15 protein-coding genes are annotated in these 18,496 nt (G+C 42.3%); 6 read left to right on the top strand and 9 right to left on the bottom strand.

Annotation, left to right across the window (positions count from 1 at the left end; all coding sequences use genetic code 11):
* Positions 1-10: 10 nt before the first annotated feature.
* From LXL81_RS05715 to LXL81_RS05700, 6 genes are all read right to left on the bottom strand, one after another.
* The gene (locus tag LXL81_RS05715) at positions 11-238 is read right to left on the bottom strand and encodes a hypothetical protein (RefSeq protein ID WP_234645751.1); all 228 of its coding nucleotides are present in this window, start codon (positions 236-238) and stop codon (positions 11-13) included.
* 58 nt (positions 239-296) lie between these two features.
* Positions 297-485 carry a DUF7010 family protein gene (locus LXL81_RS29260; protein WP_409013852.1) on the bottom strand — a complete coding sequence of 63 codons (189 nt, stop codon included), beginning with the start codon at positions 483-485 and terminating at the stop codon, positions 297-299.
* A gap of 43 nt (positions 486-528) precedes the next feature.
* Positions 529-846: a DUF7010 family protein gene (locus LXL81_RS05710; RefSeq protein WP_234645750.1), complete on the bottom strand. Its 318-nt coding sequence runs from the start codon at positions 844-846 to the stop codon at positions 529-531.
* Positions 847-1,427: 581 nt separating this feature from the next.
* Positions 1,428-1,703, bottom strand: a complete 276-nt coding sequence (locus tag LXL81_RS29255) for an SDR family NAD(P)-dependent oxidoreductase (RefSeq protein ID WP_409013861.1) — start codon at positions 1,701-1,703, stop codon at positions 1,428-1,430.
* 605 nt (positions 1,704-2,308) lie between these two features.
* The gene (locus LXL81_RS05705; protein ID WP_234645749.1) at positions 2,309-3,004 is read right to left on the bottom strand and encodes a LytTR family DNA-binding domain-containing protein; all 696 of its coding nucleotides are present in this window, start codon (positions 3,002-3,004) and stop codon (positions 2,309-2,311) included.
* Positions 2,994-4,001, bottom strand: coding sequence for a sensor histidine kinase (locus LXL81_RS05700; protein ID WP_234645748.1), 1,008 nt, complete (start codon positions 3,999-4,001; stop codon positions 2,994-2,996). The genes LXL81_RS05705 and LXL81_RS05700 overlap by 11 nt, the downstream gene beginning before the upstream one ends.
* A 139-nt stretch (positions 4,002-4,140) precedes the next feature.
* Between LXL81_RS05700 and LXL81_RS05695 the strand changes: the two genes are divergently transcribed.
* Positions 4,141-5,688 carry a beta-lactamase family protein gene (locus tag LXL81_RS05695; protein ID WP_234645747.1) on the top strand — a complete coding sequence of 516 codons (1,548 nt, stop codon included), beginning with the start codon at positions 4,141-4,143 and terminating at the stop codon, positions 5,686-5,688.
* 747 nt (positions 5,689-6,435) lie between these two features.
* Here LXL81_RS05695 and LXL81_RS05690 read toward each other — a convergent pair.
* From LXL81_RS05690 to LXL81_RS05680, 3 genes are read right to left on the bottom strand one after another with little or no spacing between them, the layout of a single operon-like run.
* Positions 6,436-8,151, bottom strand: coding sequence for a CocE/NonD family hydrolase (locus LXL81_RS05690; protein ID WP_234645746.1), 1,716 nt, complete (start codon positions 8,149-8,151; stop codon positions 6,436-6,438).
* Between the two features lie 47 nt (positions 8,152-8,198).
* The gene (locus LXL81_RS05685) at positions 8,199-8,891 is read right to left on the bottom strand and encodes a LytTR family DNA-binding domain-containing protein (RefSeq protein WP_234645745.1); all 693 of its coding nucleotides are present in this window, start codon (positions 8,889-8,891) and stop codon (positions 8,199-8,201) included.
* Positions 8,888-9,952, bottom strand: coding sequence for a sensor histidine kinase (locus tag LXL81_RS05680; protein WP_234645744.1), 1,065 nt, complete (start codon positions 9,950-9,952; stop codon positions 8,888-8,890). Before LXL81_RS05680 ends, LXL81_RS05685 begins: the two co-directional genes overlap by 4 nt.
* A 508-nt stretch (positions 9,953-10,460) precedes the next feature.
* Here LXL81_RS05680 and LXL81_RS05675 point away from each other — a divergent pair.
* The 5 genes from LXL81_RS05675 (at position 10,461) to LXL81_RS05655 (ending at position 18,316) form a co-directional block, all read left to right on the top strand.
* Positions 10,461-10,613 carry a hypothetical protein gene (locus LXL81_RS05675; RefSeq protein WP_234645743.1) on the top strand — a complete coding sequence of 51 codons (153 nt, stop codon included), beginning with the start codon at positions 10,461-10,463 and terminating at the stop codon, positions 10,611-10,613.
* 472 nt (positions 10,614-11,085) lie between these two features.
* Positions 11,086-11,667: an RNA polymerase sigma factor gene (locus LXL81_RS05670; RefSeq protein WP_234645742.1), complete on the top strand. Its 582-nt coding sequence runs from the start codon at positions 11,086-11,088 to the stop codon at positions 11,665-11,667.
* A gap of 108 nt (positions 11,668-11,775) precedes the next feature.
* Positions 11,776-12,786 carry a FecR family protein gene (locus LXL81_RS05665; RefSeq protein WP_234645741.1) on the top strand — a complete coding sequence of 337 codons (1,011 nt, stop codon included), beginning with the start codon at positions 11,776-11,778 and terminating at the stop codon, positions 12,784-12,786.
* 220 nt (positions 12,787-13,006) lie between these two features.
* Positions 13,007-16,474, top strand: a complete 3,468-nt coding sequence (locus LXL81_RS05660) for a TonB-dependent receptor (RefSeq protein WP_234645740.1) — start codon at positions 13,007-13,009, stop codon at positions 16,472-16,474.
* Between the two features lie 27 nt (positions 16,475-16,501).
* Positions 16,502-18,316: a RagB/SusD family nutrient uptake outer membrane protein gene (locus LXL81_RS05655; protein WP_234645739.1), complete on the top strand. Its 1,815-nt coding sequence runs from the start codon at positions 16,502-16,504 to the stop codon at positions 18,314-18,316.
* Positions 18,317-18,496: the final 180 nt, after the last annotated feature.

Here is an 18,496-nt window from a genome sequence, read left to right as displayed (position 1 = left end):
CACCGATATATTACCCTGCTGCCATCCCATTAGGATCAATGGAACAGATATCTAGCAAATGTTGATCGGCAGACGATGCTGTCAATTTTTCAGCGTTTGTTATTCTAGCTAACGAATAAGTATTGACGATGGGAAAATTAAAACAGCATGCACCAAGGTTCATTATTTTTTCGGATAGGGAAATACCCACTCCGGTGTTCAATGTAATTGCAGCACAAACAAAAGTTGATAGTTTCATGCATCTTATTGCTTCAAGGCGCAGTCCCAGTATGGCAATGCGTTTACCGAAGAATATTTTAGTATTTAACCTTTCTATTTACTAAGATTAGGATTGTCACAATATATAGGATAACAATTGCAAAAGGTATCGCAACAAATCGATGTTGTGGCAATAAATACCAAAGGATGAGCACAATAATGGTTCTTACAACGGCATGGAAAACACCAACCCAATGATCAATTATCCAAGTGAGAGGTAACCACATCAACCCTGATAAAATTCCTACGCTAAGTGGCAATGAAGAATAATCAGCTAAAAAAATGGAATGGCATTGAATAAACTAAAATAGCCTGACCTGCGGTAAGTAGGAACAGTTTGTCAAAAGTGTTTTTAGGCTTGGTTTGATCGAGGAAGTTCTCTCCCGTAAATTTTGATACAAGCATTCCCAGATAAACAATACTTCCTGTTGCAACGAATAATACCCAAACTTTGCCTATATTGGATAAAAAAATTCCTCCCAGACCAACTATAAACCACGCTATTAATCCGGCAATTGGTGTGGCCAATAGCTTTGCTCTTTTAAATTCTTCTTTTTGCTGCTCAAGAGTCCTGATGAGTCGTGTCATTGACAATTGCGGTCTAAATAATCACAATCTTAAATCGTTATAAACTTGAAATACAATTTAATATATCTATTTACAAATCACTTTTAATTCCATAATTCTTTTTTTACCCCAAAATACAAAGGTTAACACCCAATCCTCCTATAGCAATGATCTCGGCTATCTCTTCAGCCGATTTCTTTTCCTTTTATCACATCGCAGCGATCTCCCACGTTTTTAAAAAACATTTAGATAAGACCTTCTTTTAGCTGCTCATACTGCACTTGCGTTGAAAGACCCAGCCTTTCTATGCAATTAAAATGTGAATTGCACAGAAATAAAGAAAAGGTTGAGTCACTAATTGATGAAACAATGCTAAACCTGTATATACATGGCAATCCGCATTTATGGCAGGGCGTATTTTTTTTCTAACAACCAACATGAATTAAGGCTATTAATATTTATATAGCCATTACTAATCCTCCAAAGCCTGATTAGTACGAGAAATATAAGATAGTAAAACGACCAATGCATTTTCCTTTAAAAACGGGATGAATTTGCTCAGTATAAAATAGGCACCTTTAAAATTGACATTGATCATCTCGTCAAACAAACTTTCTGATGTCAAATCTATGGACGAAATCCTTTAAATTCCTGCGTGGATCAGCATAAATATCAATTTTGCCAAATCGCCCGGTCACTTCCACCACTGGTTTTTCAAAATCTGCTTTATTGGACTGATCAGCCCCGAAACCGGTTGCATCCAACTCCAGTGCCGCCGTTTCGACTGCATCTGTTCTTCCACCGGTGATAATGACTCTGGCCCCTTTTTCTGTCAGTTCTTTGACTATTGCGTAAAGGATCCCTCTGCCACCAGTGATCAGGGTAACTTTTCCTTGGAACTTTGTAATGCCATATTTTCTTTCAAAGATATTTATGCGATTTACCGCTGCTAAACTGTGTTAACAGAGCGCAATGTAATGCCTGTTATTTGCTCACTCCACTTCCATAGGTTCCGGGCATTAATCTGGTCAAGTGGATAGGGTTTTACGCCGAGCCGCCCTCTACCGTTTTCCACGCTTTGCTAAGCCACATCCGCATCTTCACAATAAACACCACCGTATTGTCAAGCATAGTGCTGCAAGCGCACCAAACCGTTATAACCGCTCACTGGGGAGTTGTTTTTAAAGATGTCGTAGCTGCGGAAGAAGATTACCTTCTGAATCCAGAAAACCTATTTGCTGAAAAGTTCCAAAGAGGCTTCTGTCCCAAGTTCGGTGCCGTGTATTGAGCCAGGATGCAATGAGAATATTCTTATATTGAACTGTTTACCAACGCGATCAAGCTCAACGCTAATTAATTGCTTGCCGTTTTCGAACGTCCGTAAGCCTGCACGATTAATACCTACGGTGCAGGAAATTGGGGCTTCGAAGTTAGATGGGGTTATTTGATGGGCCTGATACAGATTACTGGGAGTATCGTCATATTACCACCCAAGTTTTAATTTTACCACATTTTTGAACGTTTCTCCTACCGGCAGGTACTGACCTGCAATTACAATTTTTCCCTTTTCAAAATAATCAATCTTACTGATGTTAACTATGTAAGACTTATGGATTCGTACAAAGCATTCGTCAGGCAAGATTTGCTCCATATTTTTCATTCTTTCCAGTGTTAACAGCTTACCTGTTTTCAGATAGAAAATCAGGTAGTCCCCAAGTCCTTCAATATAAAGAATGGTGGAAAAATCAGTCTTCTGAATTTTGTATTCCGTTTTCAGCAGTACATGTCCCGCGCACTGCTGCCAGGGACCAATGCGTTGCCTTGCCTTGGCTATTCCTACAAGAAAGCGTTCGAAAGTTATTGGCTTTAAAAGATAATCGATCACATCATACTGGTATCCATCGAGTGCATATTCAGGGTAGGCTGTTGTGAGTATTACTTTGGTTTGATTATTCTTTAAAGATTGCATTATTTCAATGCCTGTCATCTGCGGCATCAGTATATCTAACAAGACAAGGTCCGCAGCCCCTCCCTTAATGGCCTCCATCGCCTGGGACGCACTCGTTGTCTGGAGTACAAGCTCAAGCCCTGGCGTTTTTTTGATGTAGACCGATAGTAACCGAACCGCCGGATGCTCATCATCGACTACAATACACCGGATCAATCTGTTAATTTCCATACTTTATCCGCAGTTTAACAACAAAAAGATTATCAACATCTGTGATTTCCAAAAAGTGAAGGCCAGCATAAAGCAGGTTCAGCCGCTGTTTGACGTTGCTTAAGCCAATACCTCCGGTTGTATCTTTTCTATTGCTACCCATAAAATTTGTACAGCTGAAATTGAACTGGCCATTATCAGCGGATATGTGAATTTTCAGCCAGCTTTCTTTGTAGCTTTCCCGCCCGTGTTTAAAGGCGTTTTCAACAAAAGGGATCAACAGAAACACAGGAATCTGAGCTGTTTCATCCTTACAGTCTTGCGTTATCTCGATTAAGGTCGGGTACTCAAAACGGAGCTGCTGTAAAGCAATGTATTTTTCAAGGTAGCTAATCTCGGTCGTCAGCAGGACCATTTCGCTGCCCTGGTACAACATGTATCGCAACAAATCAGACAATCCCGATATGGCTGATAAGGCAAGTTCATTTTGCTCGTAGACAAGCGAATAAATGTTATTGAGATGATTGAAAAGAAAATGCGGATTGATTTGTGAGCGCAGCAGCGAGAGTTCAGTCTGTCGGTTCTGCAACTGGAGCTCAACCTGCTGCAAGTCTTTGTAGTGGGTGTAACGGACAAGATAAAATACGGTTGCGAATAATGCCTGTGCACTGATTGGAAAAATAACCATTTGAAAATATCGGCTCATCCGCACATCCTGGAAAATCCTTGTCCACAACAAAGCGCAAATAAATGATGCCATGCAAATAATTAGTAAAGCTGTAAACAGAGAGAAGTATTGTCTGCGCGGGTGACACCTGCATAACAACAAGTAAACACCCAGCGCCAGCAGATAATAGATCAGAACATCGCCTGTAACCTGCATCCACTCGGCCCCACTATGGCTGCCCTCTGCAAACGAAATCCTACCGCGTACCATTCCGGGTAATTGGCGGACAACAATTGCAAGACTATAAAAAACCAAAAATGTAAAAGAGAATAAAGCGACTCTTTTTTTCATAAAACAAAGTTATCACAATTTTTGCCTGCTCGAGCTATGAACACATGCCTGTTTGTCGAGGTGTTCTGGCCGTTCAGCGAGTTCGGCTACTTTTATTATTTGCACGACTTACCTTGGCTGAAATTTAAAACCAACGATCATGAAATTACGTTTTTCTTTTTTATGCCTGTTTTGGCTACACCCTGTATTTATGATGGCTCAGCCCAGCTCAATCCATGAATATTTTCAGCAACTAGGTAAGCTCAGACAGCATAACGGCAATATTTTAGTGGCTGTGGGCGGAAGGCCGGTCATAAACTTCTCTTCAGGTCATGCAGATTTCCACACTCAGCGAATCAATACACCGGCCTCACATTTTAATCTTGCTTCAATATCAAAAGTAATTACAGCAACGGCTGTTTTACAACTAAGGGATAAAGGCAGATTCAGTCTTGACGACGCGGTAGCCAAACATTTCCCCGATTTCCCCTTCACTGATATCAAAATCCGTCATTTATTGACGCATACCTCAGGCCTTCCTGACCTCGAACTCTTTGAGGACCTTGTAAAAAGTTACCCTGATACCATTATTACAAACAGCAATGTATTCCCAGAGCTTCGCAGTTGGAAACAGGGACTGTATTTTAAACCCGGCGATCAGTTCCGTTATTGTAATACAGAATACAATATTCTTGCCCTGTTGGTTGAGAAGGCGGCAGGCATTACTTTTGAGTCTTACCTTTTTAAATATATTTTCAGGCCAGCAGGAATGAAGAGCACTTACCTGGCCAACATGCATTCCAATCCAAAAGAGGACAGTTTGATTGCCCAACCACAAATGAAACCGCACCCGGGATATGATTCCACTTTTATAGCGGTTGATTCGATCGCTCGGTTCAGATACCTTACCTACAATAACAGTGGCACCCTTGGCCAGGGGAATGTAATAAGTACAACGGCTGATGTGCTAAGTTTTGACCAGGCTTATTTTAAAGGAAAACTGCTGAATGCAAACTCAATGGCCGAAGCTATGACACCCGTTAAACTAAATGATGGGAGCCGACATTATGAGCCCAGAATGGACACCATGGACGGTGAAGGAAAGATGTCATACGGTCTTGGCTGGGAAATTTTCGAGCAGGACCGTTTCGGCAAATCTGTCGGACATGGCGGCTTTAAATTTGGGCTGGCCACCTTCTACTTGCACAATCTGACAAAAAACCAAACCATCGTGGGATTTGATAATACCGCAGGCAGTGAATTCGGCCGATTTATTACCTCTGCGTTATCACTGCTGAATAGCAAGCCACCAATGAGATTCAGAACCAGTCGTTCTTTGGTAACGCTCTACGGCACGTCACTGGTGAAGGAAGGCGCAGATCACGCTGCTGCTGTCTTCAATGCCTGTAAGGCCGATACGGTGGCCTATTATTTAAACGAAGGGGAAATGAACGATCTTGGTTACAATCTTTTTTATATGTCTTCCATGGCTGGTCACAGGGAAATGGCACTCGAAGTATTCAAACTGGCGACATTTGTCTTCCCAGCTAGCTATAATACTTACGACAGCTACGGGCAATTGCTAAAAGACAGTGGCAAAACCAAGGATGCTATTCTGATGTATAAAAAGTCAATAGCATTGAACCCGGGTAACTACGATGGGAAAAGAATCCTAAACCAGCTATTAAAATCAGTGGGTGGTAAATAGGGCTCTTTTGCCGCAACGGAATAACTTCATTGCCCGGCATCGAACAGCGTTTTCAGTTGACGATATTCCGTGACGATCCGCGCTTGAGCCTTATCAGAATTATTAACCATAACAGATTAATTTCTCCGGTGGGGTTGAAAAGACTGCTCAACCCCTTTGATCCGAACCCCTATCATTGCGGTGGAAACCCGCAATTAGGCTGTTTTATCTTCCTGTCTGCTGCCGACCCATGAATAAACATCAAAACTGACATCAACAGCAAAATTACAGGATTCTCGGGCACATCATCATGCGCCTGAACAAAGCAAACTCAAAAAACTCAGGCGGTAACCTTAATCAGCGGCAATGAAAAGCGTCAATTATATATCGGTCAGTTGCCCGCGAAAACTTTCATCCGCACATGTTATTTATGGATCCTTGCTAACTGTTATTTACAAAGCCTTCAAAGAGGTGTTAACGGATCCGGTTAAAAGTCTAAGGTCGGAATAAGAAAAGTCAATTCACAATACATGATCTTTATGCAATAGCTTACCCTTGCCGGTGGTATTTTGTTATTCCGACCGGCAAGGAAGCTAATCGACGTTAATGACTGGAGTGTCCTTTGGGCCATTACTGCTTGCTGACCCAGCTAATAGTAAAGAGAAAGCCCCGCCTTGGAATTAGAAAAGTAGCCTGTCACTTATTTAGGTTCAGATTGAACAACCAAATGCACTTCGATCGTGACACCATTGAAGTATTTATCCCATGTTAAAAATCAGTATCAGAAAAACCCAGCTTAATATAGCTGTGGGTCGACCACCTGATTTCCAGCGGGTCACCTGCATCCTTTACCGTTTCAAAGCTTACGTCTTTGCCCGTGCCATAATTGATCTGGGCAAAAGGGTTTTTATCAATATTAAGCACTAAAAGCAATTTGCTACCCTTTTGTAATTGCTTACTGAACAGCCTTGACCGGTAAAATGGGATCGTTTCGAGTTTACCCGGCATAAGCAGTTTTCTCTTACTCATATCCTTCGCATAACTTGCCCTACCCAGGTAGTACGATAGTTGAAAATAAGATCCGTCCGGGGTAATCTCGTAGAGTACAAGCCCGACGTCCATGTCTTTTTTATTGATGACCGCTTTGAGCTGGCCCTGCAAAGCACCGCTGACCGAAACTGCTTTCTCAAAGGGCCTGGTCATAAAGAAAAGCCCGTTACTGCTGTCGATTTGTTTTTTGATGATCGGGTCGGGATAGTAATCATTATTGTAAGATTTTCTTTCACCCAGGTCGACTTTTTGATAAACGAAATCTGGCTTCAAAGGTCGTTTTTCTGAGAGTACGAGAGCTCCGCCCGGAATGCTATCCAGGTAAAACCTGACTTCGTTACCCTGCATTTTTTCAAGGGACCGGGCGTGCTTCCAGGTATTGGCGCCCATGATCTCAAAATTGATCTTATCCTTCAATAATTCCGGTTTCTTTCCGCCTTTCAGGACATAATCCAGCCACTGAAAGGTAATCTGCCTGGTATTGATTAAAGCAAGCGAATCCACTTTATAACCTCTCAAATCGGCAGAACCACCACGCTGGGCGCCGAAATGATCATAAGGCCCGATGATCAGGTAATGCTCAGCGCCCGGATTGAATTTATAGTGCTCGCGCAGATACTCCAAGGCAGAAACCTGTCCGTCATCATAATATCCTGTGATAGTAAGCACCGGTATATTAATGTTTTTAAAATCCTTCTTATAAGGCACCATCGACTGCCAGTAATCGTCGTAGTCCGGATGCGACAGCCACTTCTGAAGCCAGGGGTTGTCCGTGCCGTCGATACTATCGATCCGGTTGTAAGCCGCGCCACTCTCCCACCATTTGCTTCTCATCCTGCGCCAGCGGGCATTGTCGTTGTTCACGGCTTCATCCGTGTATTTGTTATTGGTCACATAAAACGCCCACTGATAGTTTGCCGTAAGAAATACATTGTTCTCCATAGGAAGCCCCAGACCAGGTATCGCTGCCACATAAGGTACAATCGTTTTAAGGGCAGGGTGCAGATTTTTGGCCGCAGCCCACTGTGCAAAACCGGAATAACTGCCTCCGTACATACCAACGCTGCCATCACTCCATGGCTGCATAGTAATCCAATCAATGACAGCATGCACATCTTTGACCTCGTGCTCATAAGGCTCGGGCTTATCAGGGCTCAGCCGCTTTCCCCGAGCATCTGCAACAATACCGACATAGCCATGATCTGCTGCATATTTGGCTTCCGTCAGACTCCTGTTTGCATTAGAATAAATGAAATATAAAAGTGCCGCAGGCAGTTTATGCCTTACCCCTTTTTTTCTAACCACCACCGCTGAGAGCGTGATACCATAATTGGTTTTAATCATCACACTGTCCTGGATCTGATAACCTGTCGTATCTGGTAAGTCGGGTTTTTGCTGGCCGAAGCCCGAAAGGCTGATTAAAAGGCATAGCATTGCCGCACCGAATTTTATCGATTTCCTATTCATCATTAAGTTTTGTTTTATTGTCTTTTCAGGTTTCTGAACTTGGTCGCCTGCCGCTCAGAAATATGAACCATTTCGCCTGTGGTAAGCTCCACGCTCATCGTATTATCTTCTTTCAATATAGATTTGATAAAATCCATATTGAACATTTGCCCTCTTGATGCCCTGAAAAACATCTTGCAATCCGGGTTCTGCTCCAGCTTATTAAGTGAAGTTTTGACCAGAACCTGGTTGTTTCCAAACCAGAGCCTGGCATAATTTTCCACCGATTCGATCAGCTGGATATCCTTCCATTTGATCAGATGGTACCTTCCTCTATCCTTGACAAACACCGAAGGTTCATCGCGCCCGCATATCCTATCTATGGCCTGGCTCAACGCCTTTGCAAAGCGCTCTTCGCGCACCGGTTTCATCAGATAATCCATGGCACTTACCTCAAAAGCCCTGATTGCATATTGGTCAAAAGCGGTAACAAAGATCACATGCGGCAAATGGTCCAGCGTTTCCAGCAGATCGAAGCCCGAGCGGCCGGGCATTTGGATGTCAAGGAAAATAAGGTCGGGCCGTAAAGATCTGATCATTAGCTCGGCCTGATCAGCGTCGGCTGCCTCGCCCAGAACCGTTACCTGGGCGTATACCTTCAGCATCCTTCGCAATTCCATTCTGGCGCCCTGCTCATCGTCTATGATCACTACCTTAATCTTTTTCATTGGATTGGGATCTTGATTTGGGCACAAACCTGTTCACCTTCCTGAACCAGGCTTAATGCAGCATCCCCCTGGTAACTGATGACCAACCTTTCACTTAGATTGTAAAGACCAACACCTTTTGGGCTATTGCTGTTACCCAGCTGCAATCTACCCGGATTGTTGACGCTCAGATATAAAAAGCCCTCTTTTTCCAGTACAGCGATATTGATTTCACCTCCTTGCTTTAGGAGTGCAACCCCATGTTTCACAGCGTTTTCAACCAGGGTCTGCATGCTCAGACGCGGCACCATGCGATCTGAAAGAGATGCATCGACATCCAGTTGATAAGTCAGCCGATCCTGCATCCGGAGCTGCTCCAATTCGAGGTAATCCTTCACCAGTTCCATTTCCTGCTGCAGACTGATCAGCATTGATGTTCCGCGGTAAAGCCCGCTTCTGAGCAGTTCGCTCAATAAATCAATGCCCCTGCCGGCAGAGTCAGGATTGGTGTAAGTGAGCGATTTGATCGTATTGAGGGAATTAAACAAAAAATGAGGATTAAGCTGCGCCGAAAGATTATCCAGTTGCGCCTGCTTGAAAACAAGTTCAAGTCTTGCGTTTTCGATGGATAACCGGATTTCCCTTTTTGCATAGTGATATAAATGATAAGCCAGCAGCCATATTGCCATAAGCCGGATACCCGCCATGAAAATGCTCAATACGTTCACTTCGAAAAATTCGGTAAAGCGCAGTGAGATATTTGCCAGGAAAAGGATCCGGATAAAGTAAAGCTTTGTAAGCGTAACTATCGTAAAGAGAATGCCCATAACTGGTACTGCCAACAACATGCGTCCTATCAGATGGTTGAGCGAAAGATCCTGCCAGCGGTTTTTCAATGCAAAAATGAGGTAAAGATGGGTGATAAGAATATACATTACCACGTCTGATGCCAGATGGATCCATGCCAAATCCCACCTGAACCCCTCACCAGTCCAGCCCTGAACAGTCCAGTATAAAGAAGAGACTGTCCAGCCTATAAGCTGGCATTTCCAATAAAGTGATATGAAAGGTTTATTTTCCAAAATTGCTTTGTGTGAAACAAAACAACAAAGACTTAGGATAATAAAAAAGATAAAGTACAGCAGCGCAGGAATTTGGTAGGTAAATGCGGATTCAAATCAGAAAGATCAATAATCGCTTCTATAATCAGAAAATCAGATTATAAAGCCAGAGTACCATTCCCATGCAGTGCAGACCAGCGGTCCGATAACCCATAGCAAACGCAGCTGCTGGCCATGAATGAAAGGATTGATATACGGATTATCTAGGGGATGTAGCTATACATATAACATTATTTGAAAGACCAACCGGATAGAGGAAACATTGGTCAAAATGGCTGTTATCAGTTAAATGATTGTATTTTCTAAAATTTCCATTAATGCCCTGGAATATCAATGTTCCCTATAATACCTACAAAAAGACTTCTTTTGCAAAATACCCTTGCCAGTACATGCTAAGCACCCTAGTCGTTGAAAGATAATACGCACGGTCAGTGTATACCCTGACTCGATAACCCTTCAACTGATATAAATGCGAGATAACAACAGGATTAATGCGGACAGAATTAAGTTCAAGGATATGGACCCGCTAGCAGATAATCTGATTCCCGGGTTGGCTGGTGGACATGAGGCATTGCAGCATTTGGATAAGGAATGCCAGACAGGCTATACTTCATTAGGTTAATTTCCTATGAATATCCGGATCACTTGAAAGCAGTGCAGCCCACCCTCTCTTTTAAAATGAAAGTGGCTTACCTGCAAAGTGCCGTAGACAACTGTTAAGCGTAGCGATAGCAGATAATGGTAGATTGGGCAAAGCTTTTGCATGAGTGTAATTATTAACTGACCGCATATAGGTTTAGTCTGGTGACTTCAATATTGAGAAATTCAACATAACCTAATATGCATTTTTTTCTTAAAATAATTTTATTTCATCAAACGGGTTCGCTTAGCAATTAAATAGCGTCTTGCAGAAGCATGACAGAAGTATTGCAAATATGCCTGCCGGTTTTCCAAATGATTCCAAAATAGGAATTTTAGACGTATAAGATTTTATACAATATCATTAGGTAAAAATTGTACATGATCGGCTTTGCCTATTAAGTGTATTTATTACAATTATTACAATAAAAGTTTTACACATACTCGTAACAAAATTGACAACGCAGCATAACTTTCTTTCGGACGAAGAGTTGATAAAACTGATCTGCCAAAATAACGACGAGCTGGCTTTCAGCACGTTGTATAGACGACATGCGCGTCTTTTGGTTCACACCGCAATCCGTAAAACCGGTACTAAAACGATTGCAGAAGATCTGGTACAGGAAGTATTTTTCAAATTCTGGCTTGGCCGACATAAATTTGATATACAAAAGAACGCACAGGCATACCTGCTGGGCATGCTGAAAAACATCATTGTCTCCCACTACTACAAAGAGCAGCGTCAGCACGTTTCTTCAATTGAAGAAGTGGAGTCACCTTTGGATGATGTTACCCGTGAATACCTGGACTACAATCTGCTCAATGAGCTTTACGAACAATCACTTCTAAAACTTCCTGAAAAATGCCGCCAGGTTTTTGTATTAAGCCGCAAAGGTTACAGCCTGAAAGAAATCTCCGCCACACTTGAAATTTCCGAAAAAACGGTTGAAGCGCACATTAGCAAAGCACTTAAAATTCTTCGCGTTGAAATGAAAGATTATATCGCTTTAATGCTAATCAGCGCGTCTTTTATTTAATCGATTCAATTTTTTAAAAATAAATTCATATTTGAGTAAGGGATACACAAGGATTTGGTAGACTGTATAAGTAAACCTGTTTTTACAAGTGTAAAACTTACACATAAAATGAATTCCGACATTCCTTCTTCCCAGATCTTAAAAAAATATCTCACCAACTCATGCACCAGCCAGGAGCGGGCCATTGTCGATGCATGGTACCAAAAACTGAACCTTGATTCGGCCGAATCATTTTCAGCATCCGACGAATCTGAATTGTACCAGCGTATTCAAAGTCAAATACAACAATCAGAAAGTTCTTTCTTTGAAAAAACCCGGATCACATTCCGTATCTGGACGTTTATCAGGGCCGCAGCGGCTGTCATTATCCTTTCTTTTGGTTTGCTTTATTTTTTGCAGATCCACTCAAAAAATAATACAACAGCAAAAACCAATGCTGATTCCCCATTCGTCACTTTTACAAATAACCAGAAAAAAATAATCCATTACACCCTCCCCGATCATAGTATCGTATGGCTTCAGCCGGGTGCAAGTCTGATTCATCCCAAGGATTTTAAGCTTAAAAAAAACAGAGAGATCCGCTTTAGCGGTGAAGGTTTTTTTGATATCAGTCATGACAAAAAACATCCTTTTATCGTGAATTGTGGGCGTGTTAAAACGCTGGTGCTGGGCACAACCTTCAACATACGGGCAAATAATAACGAATCCACTTTTCAGGTTTCGGTTGTTACCGGCAGCGTTTGCGTCAGTACACCCAAAGGAAAAAATAAATTGGAAAAAATAGTGCTCCAACCAAAACAGCAGGCCATTTACGAGAAGGCGTCACAAAATGTAAAAGTGAATCTTTTGAAAAACGCTGCATCCAATCAGCAAAACTGGCAATCGGTTTCAATGGCTTTCAACGAAACGCCCATGATTGCAGTGGCAAACCGCTTGCAGAGGACTTTTAAAATCAAAATTGAATTTGCCAATCTTAACATCAAAAAATGCAGGCTAAAAGTGGATTTTAATCATCAGCGATTACCTGAAATACTGGACATGATCGACATTCTGCTGGGTACTACTTACGAGATTGACGGAAGCAGAATTACGCTTAAAGGAGATGGATGTAAGGGTTAAGAATTGATTAAAATGTATACACCTTAAATATGTTTTTATATGACTTAGATAAACTATCAAAACAGGATCAAAATTCTTTGTCAAAAAAAATCAGGAGTGCTTGCAACACTCCTGATTGTAAAATGACCAGGAACTCCCAAGAACGTGCAGTTCAGATTCATCGCCTTTCGGCGACTAACAGGATCGTTGTTTCCAACACTAATCAATTCTCAGTAAAATTATGAAAAAACATCTTCATCCAAGGCATGGATTGCTATTCAAAATCATGCGGTTAACCTTCTACCAACTCATCTGCATCGGTCTGCTGTCGGCGATGGCTTATGCGCACAACTCACCTGCTCAGGATTTACTGAACACAGGCATTACAATTCAATTGAAAAATGTCACGCTTCAGCAAGCACTCACCAAGCTTGAGCAAAGGGCAAAAATACGCTTTGCGTACAGCAGTGACCTTCTTGATATGGGCCAGCAGGTAAATATGGCTGCTGAAAATCAAAAACTGGGACTGATTCTGGATCAGTTATTAATTCCAAAAGGCATAATGTACCGCGTCAGCAATGACCAGATTTTATTATCAAAAGCGCAGAAAACGACTTCAGACAAAACGCTTTTTGCCGCTAGTCTGGCTGAAATTAATATTTCCGGAACCATAAAAGCGGCTGAAAATAATGAACCGCTTCCAGGCGTAAGTATTATTTTAAAAGGAACGCAGCGTGGAACGACAACGGATGCCAACGGAAAATTCCAACTTGATATTCCGGATGCAAGCGCGACGCTGATACTTTCTTTTGTAGGATACATTTCACAGGAAATTGTTGTAGGCAACCGCACAACGCTGGATTTATCTTTGAAAGCAGATACAAAAGCGCTTGACGAAGTAGTGGTCGTCGGTTACGGAACGCAGAAAAAATCTACATTGACAGGTTCAGTTGCTTCTATAAAAGGAGGAGAAATTGCTGAAACTCCGGTTGCAAACATTTCCAATTCGATGGCCGGAAAAGTGGCCGGTGTCAGCATGCGGCCCAATGGGGGCCAGCCCGGATCGGATTCTCCCGACATTCACATACGCGGTATAGGCACCACCGGCAACAATAAACCACTTATCGTAGTGGACGGAATTATCCGCGACAACATCAACCAGATCGACCCGACGGCCATTGAGACAATATCCATTTTAAAAGATGCAGCTGCGGTTGCGCCCTATGGTCTGGGTGGTGCGAATGGTGTGGTATTGATCACAACAAAAAAAGGAAAAACAGGGGCGCCGAGTCTGTCGCTGAGCAGCTATTACGGCACACAGACCCCGACGTACTATCCTAAATTGCTATCAGCCCAGGATTATATGCGGTTAAAAAACGAGGCATATATGAACGAAAATCCAACAGGAACCCAGCAGCCTTTTGCCAATGACCTGATCGAAAATTATCCCAGTTTGAACGCAAAAGATCCTGATCTTTATCCAATCAGCAATACCAAAGATCTGGTCAACATGCACGCACCTATGCAGAATTATAATTTGCAGCTAAGTGGTGGAACAGATAAGATCAAGTACTATGCCGGTCTGGGATTTTTGCAGCAGAACGGGATGTTCGATCCGGTAAAATATACCCGCTACAACTATAATCTGAATTTGGAAGCGCAGGCTACCAAAACAACAACTGTTTCGCTTGCACTGATCGGCTCGATTGAAAATACAAAATCGGTTGATGATGCGGTTTCGGCAACAAATCTTTTCCGTAACGGATTTAAATATATTCCGATCCGAAGCCTGTATTACAGCAATGGTTTATGGGGAGAATTTGCAGGGAATTCGCCGGTTGGTGTATTGAATGCAGGTTATTTGAAAAATACCAACAACACATTGCTTACCACGATCGCTATTGAGCAAAAACTCCCTTTTGTAAAGGGTTTGAGCGCAAAGGGTACATTCAGCTATGACCCAAATCAGCGCACAACAAAAGGATGGCACACGCCTTTTTATTATTACACTCAGAATACCAATGTAACGCCTTACACCTACAACAAAGAAATTTCCACTTCCGAAGGTGGCGCTCCGTCTTTTACTTATTTGAGACAGGAATACAGAAAAACACAAACTTTCAGCTACCAGGCCTATCTGAACTACCACAATGCTTTTGGCAAACATGATTTCACAGGTTTACTGGTTGCAGAAGCACGGAACAATACCTATGAAATTTTCGCTGCGCGACGGAATAATTACGCCATCAATGTAGATGAGCTTGACATGGGAAGCTCTAACAAAAACGATTTTGACAATTCAGGAACTTCATCAACAGGAAGTCAGATCGGTTACGTTTACAGACTTGGTTATGCCTTTGCCGGCAAATATTTATTTGAGGCGTCAGGGCGTTACGACGGGCATTATTATTTTGCTCCGGGCAAACGTTACGGTTATTTCCCGGCTTTTTCTGTGGGTTGGGTCTTATCAGAAGAAGATTTTATCAAGAAAAACCTGGCTATGGTTGATAATCTGAAACTGAGAGGTTCTTGGGGGAAATCAGGGAATCTTGCCGGTACCGCATTTCAATATCTGACAGGATACAATTTGTACGGAAATGCCTATGCGCTTGGCACAGGGTCGATGGTTCAGGGCTCTTACATTCCAAACGAGGCCAATAAAAATATTACTTGGGAAATTTCTACCAAAACAGACGTAGGCTTTGAAGCTTCGTTGTGGAGAGGTCTACTTAATGTTGAATTTGACTATTTCCATGAAAAAAGAACAGGAATGCTTTTGCCGCCGGCCGTAAGTGTACCTGTTGAATACGGTTTAGGACTGGCAGACGAAAATGCAGGGATTATGACTAACGGCGGATTTGAGTTCAGTCTTGGTACGACACACAAATTTGCGAACGGATTGAAACTTGGCTTCAACGGAAACATGAGTTATTCCAAAAACAAAATGGTGCAGGTTTTTGAAACGGCTGCCACCCGTAACAATCCAAACCGCAGCAGAACCGGCCGGCCGTTCGGAACGCCGTTTGGTTATCACGCATTGGGAATATTCGGAACGGCAGATGACAAAAATGACGACGGCGTAATCGACAGCAACGATGGCTACAATGTTGCACAATTTGGTACGTTGCATCCTGGCGATATCAGTTATGCAGATTTGAGTGGTCCGGACGGAAAACCCGATGGTAAGATTGATGCAAACGACCAAACCGTTATCGGGAAACCTGTCTACCCATTTTTAAGCTACGGAATAACGCCAACAGCGAATTGGAATGGTATTGATTTAAGTCTGTTTTTCCAAGGCTCTTCGATGGCCAGTCTTGATATCCGTCAATTCCAGACAATTCCTTTCAACAATAATAATAGTAATTCAAGCTACGAATATTTCGACAATCACTGGACTCCGACAACTCAGGACGCGCGATACCCCAGAGCCACACAGGCACCTTATGCCAACAATACACAGGATTCAGATTTTTGGTGGGCAAGCACGGCACATATCCGTTTAAAAACTGCGACGATCGGTTATACTCTGCCAAAAAGTGTGATGCATTCTTTGAGAATTCAGTCGGTAAGAATTTATGCTTCGGGGCAAAATCTGTTCACTTTAAGCAAGTTAAAATTCATGGATCCGGAAGTCGGCTATACCGATCGCGAAACGGCTTATCCTAACCAAAAGGTATATGTACTTGGTTTGAATATCACTTTCTGATTTTATTTTCCCGTAAATAAACAAAACATGAAAAATACAAATAAGATCATTTTTAAGATACTGGTCGGGTTTAGCCTTTGCATAACATCCTGTAACGAGGATTTTCTTGAAAACGATATCAAGAGCCAGTTAACAGACGCAACACAATGGACATCAGAGGGAAACGCGGACATTTTCCTAAATGATATCTACCACGATCTTTCCAATAAATGGAACTCACCGGAAAATCTTGACAATTTCACCGATGATAATGATGCCGGATTTTACTGGCGGTCATATAGCTGGAAACAGGGAATTGTCGACCCTTCGGTAAATCAGGGATCGCCGATGGACAATGAATATAACACGGCAGTGATCACCAATTCTACCAACCATTCAACTGATTATGCGACCTGGGGTGCTGGTTTTTACAAAATCAGAAAGTGTAACTTGTTTCTGGAGAAAATAGCTGAAAACTCAGCGAATTTTTCTGAAACTTATCTAAAACAGCGTACGGATGAGGTCAAATTTTTGAGAGCTTATTTTTACAGCGAATTATGGATGCACATTGGCGGCTTGCCGATTATCACCAAAACGCTTGACAGGGCTACGATGACTTCCGATGAATTGTACACCAAACGAAGCACCTTTGAGGAAACTTTTAAATTCATCACCTCTGAACTGGAGGGCATTGTCAACAATAAAGCTTTACCCGTTAAATTCAATAATGGTGATGCAAACGCCGGAAGAGCTACATTGGGTGCGGCACTGGCTTTGAAAGGATGGCTGGAATTGTATGCTGCCAGTCCGGCCTTTAACGCGGCGACTCCCGCGGTGGGTTCTGATCCAAACAAAATGGCAAGTTTTGGAAATTATGATCCTGAACGTTGGAAAAAAGCGGCTGCAACCAACAAACAATTTATGGACACCTATGGCGGTAGTTACGGTTTATTTCCGGATGTTTCTGCTTTGTGGTGGGAAAAGAACGAATACAATTCAGAGATTATCTGGGACAGACAAATTGTAGCAGTGATCATGGGATCCAATTATGAACAATATGGCGGCCCGGTCTGGATTGACGGTGTATATTATACCTGGGGAAATTACGATCCTACACAGGAACTTGTTGACCAGTTTTGCATGGCAAATGGAAAATCGATTTCAGATCCGAGCTCCGGTTATGATCCGCAGAATCCTTATGTGAATCGTGAAAAACGTTTTTATGATTTTATCGTTTATGACGGCGCACCTTACAAACAGGACTGGATGGCTAAAACAGATACGATTTACACCAGAATTGATAAAGTAAAGCCTTCCAAAAACCAGATTGATTTTGGTACGGATGATGTAGGTAACACAGGTTATTATTTCAAAAAGAAAATAAACCCTTTAAAACCACGAGGCGGCGCTTCAAGTGGACAAAACTACGTTTATTACCGTTACGCCGAGGTTTTACTAAATTATGCAGAAGCACAAAATGAAGCAACAGGCCCGGATGTATCGGTTTATTCGGCGATTAACGCAATCCGAAAACGCTCCAATTTACCTGAACTTCCGGCAGGATTAACCCAGGAAACCATGCGTGCTGCCATCCGCAGAGAGCGCCGTGTTGAGCTTTGTTTTGAAGCTAAAAGATTCTATGATATCATCCGCTGGGTTATAGCAGAGGATGTTATGAATAAGGATTTACACGGTATGAAAATTACAAATTCATCTCCGGCAGATAACAAAGGAAAGTGGGTCTATGAGATTGTAGGACTAAATCACCCCCATGTTTTCCATAAAAAAATGTACATTAATCCGGTTCCGCAGGCGGTTCGTGATCAGAATAAAGAAATCGTCCAAAATCCGGGATATCAGTAAGACTTAATTGAACTTATGGATGCTTTACGGATCATTTAAAACTGATTTGTAAAGCATTCTACATTTAATTTCACATAAACTGTTATTGACTAGTTTTGCAAGGAGCTAAGTTAGAGAAGGTAGTTTGTCAAGCTTTGCAATATGGTTTCAAATGCGATGCTGCCTTTACTTTCTGGGCGT

Origin of the sequence: Dyadobacter sp. CY356, from assembly GCF_021440195.1 — a bacterium.
Taxonomy (GTDB): domain Bacteria; phylum Bacteroidota; class Bacteroidia; order Cytophagales; family Spirosomataceae; genus Dyadobacter.
Note: the sequence above shows the minus strand (reverse complement) of the source record. Positions and strands in the feature narration are given on the sequence as shown.

Bases quoted from the DNA above. Each gene is read 5' to 3' on its own strand.
- LXL81_RS05715 (WP_234645751.1), bottom strand. From the start codon at position 238: ATGAAACTATCAACTTTTGTTTGTGCTGCAATTACATTGAACACCGGA.
- LXL81_RS05660 (WP_234645740.1), top strand. From the start codon at position 13,007: ATGAAAAAACATCTTCATCCAAGGCATGGATTGCTATTCAAAATCATG.
- LXL81_RS05685 (WP_234645745.1), bottom strand. From the start codon at position 8,891: ATGAAAAAGATTAAGGTAGTGATCATAGACGATGAGCAGGGCGCCAGA.
- LXL81_RS29260 (WP_409013852.1), bottom strand. From the start codon at position 485: ATGTGGTTACCTCTCACTTGGATAATTGATCATTGGGTTGGTGTTTTC.
- LXL81_RS05695 (WP_234645747.1), top strand. From the start codon at position 4,141: ATGAAATTACGTTTTTCTTTTTTATGCCTGTTTTGGCTACACCCTGTA.
- LXL81_RS05675 (WP_234645743.1), top strand. From the start codon at position 10,461: ATGCGAGATAACAACAGGATTAATGCGGACAGAATTAAGTTCAAGGAT.
- LXL81_RS05655 (WP_234645739.1), top strand. From the start codon at position 16,502: ATGAAAAATACAAATAAGATCATTTTTAAGATACTGGTCGGGTTTAGC.
- LXL81_RS05710 (WP_234645750.1), bottom strand. From the start codon at position 846: ATGACACGACTCATCAGGACTCTTGAGCAGCAAAAAGAAGAATTTAAA.
- LXL81_RS05665 (WP_234645741.1), top strand. From the start codon at position 11,776: ATGAATTCCGACATTCCTTCTTCCCAGATCTTAAAAAAATATCTCACC.
- LXL81_RS05700 (WP_234645748.1), bottom strand. From the start codon at position 4,001: ATGAAAAAAAGAGTCGCTTTATTCTCTTTTACATTTTTGGTTTTTTAT.
- LXL81_RS05705 (WP_234645749.1), bottom strand. From the start codon at position 3,004: ATGGAAATTAACAGATTGATCCGGTGTATTGTAGTCGATGATGAGCAT.
- LXL81_RS05690 (WP_234645746.1), bottom strand. From the start codon at position 8,151: ATGCTATGCCTTTTAATCAGCCTTTCGGGCTTCGGCCAGCAAAAACCC.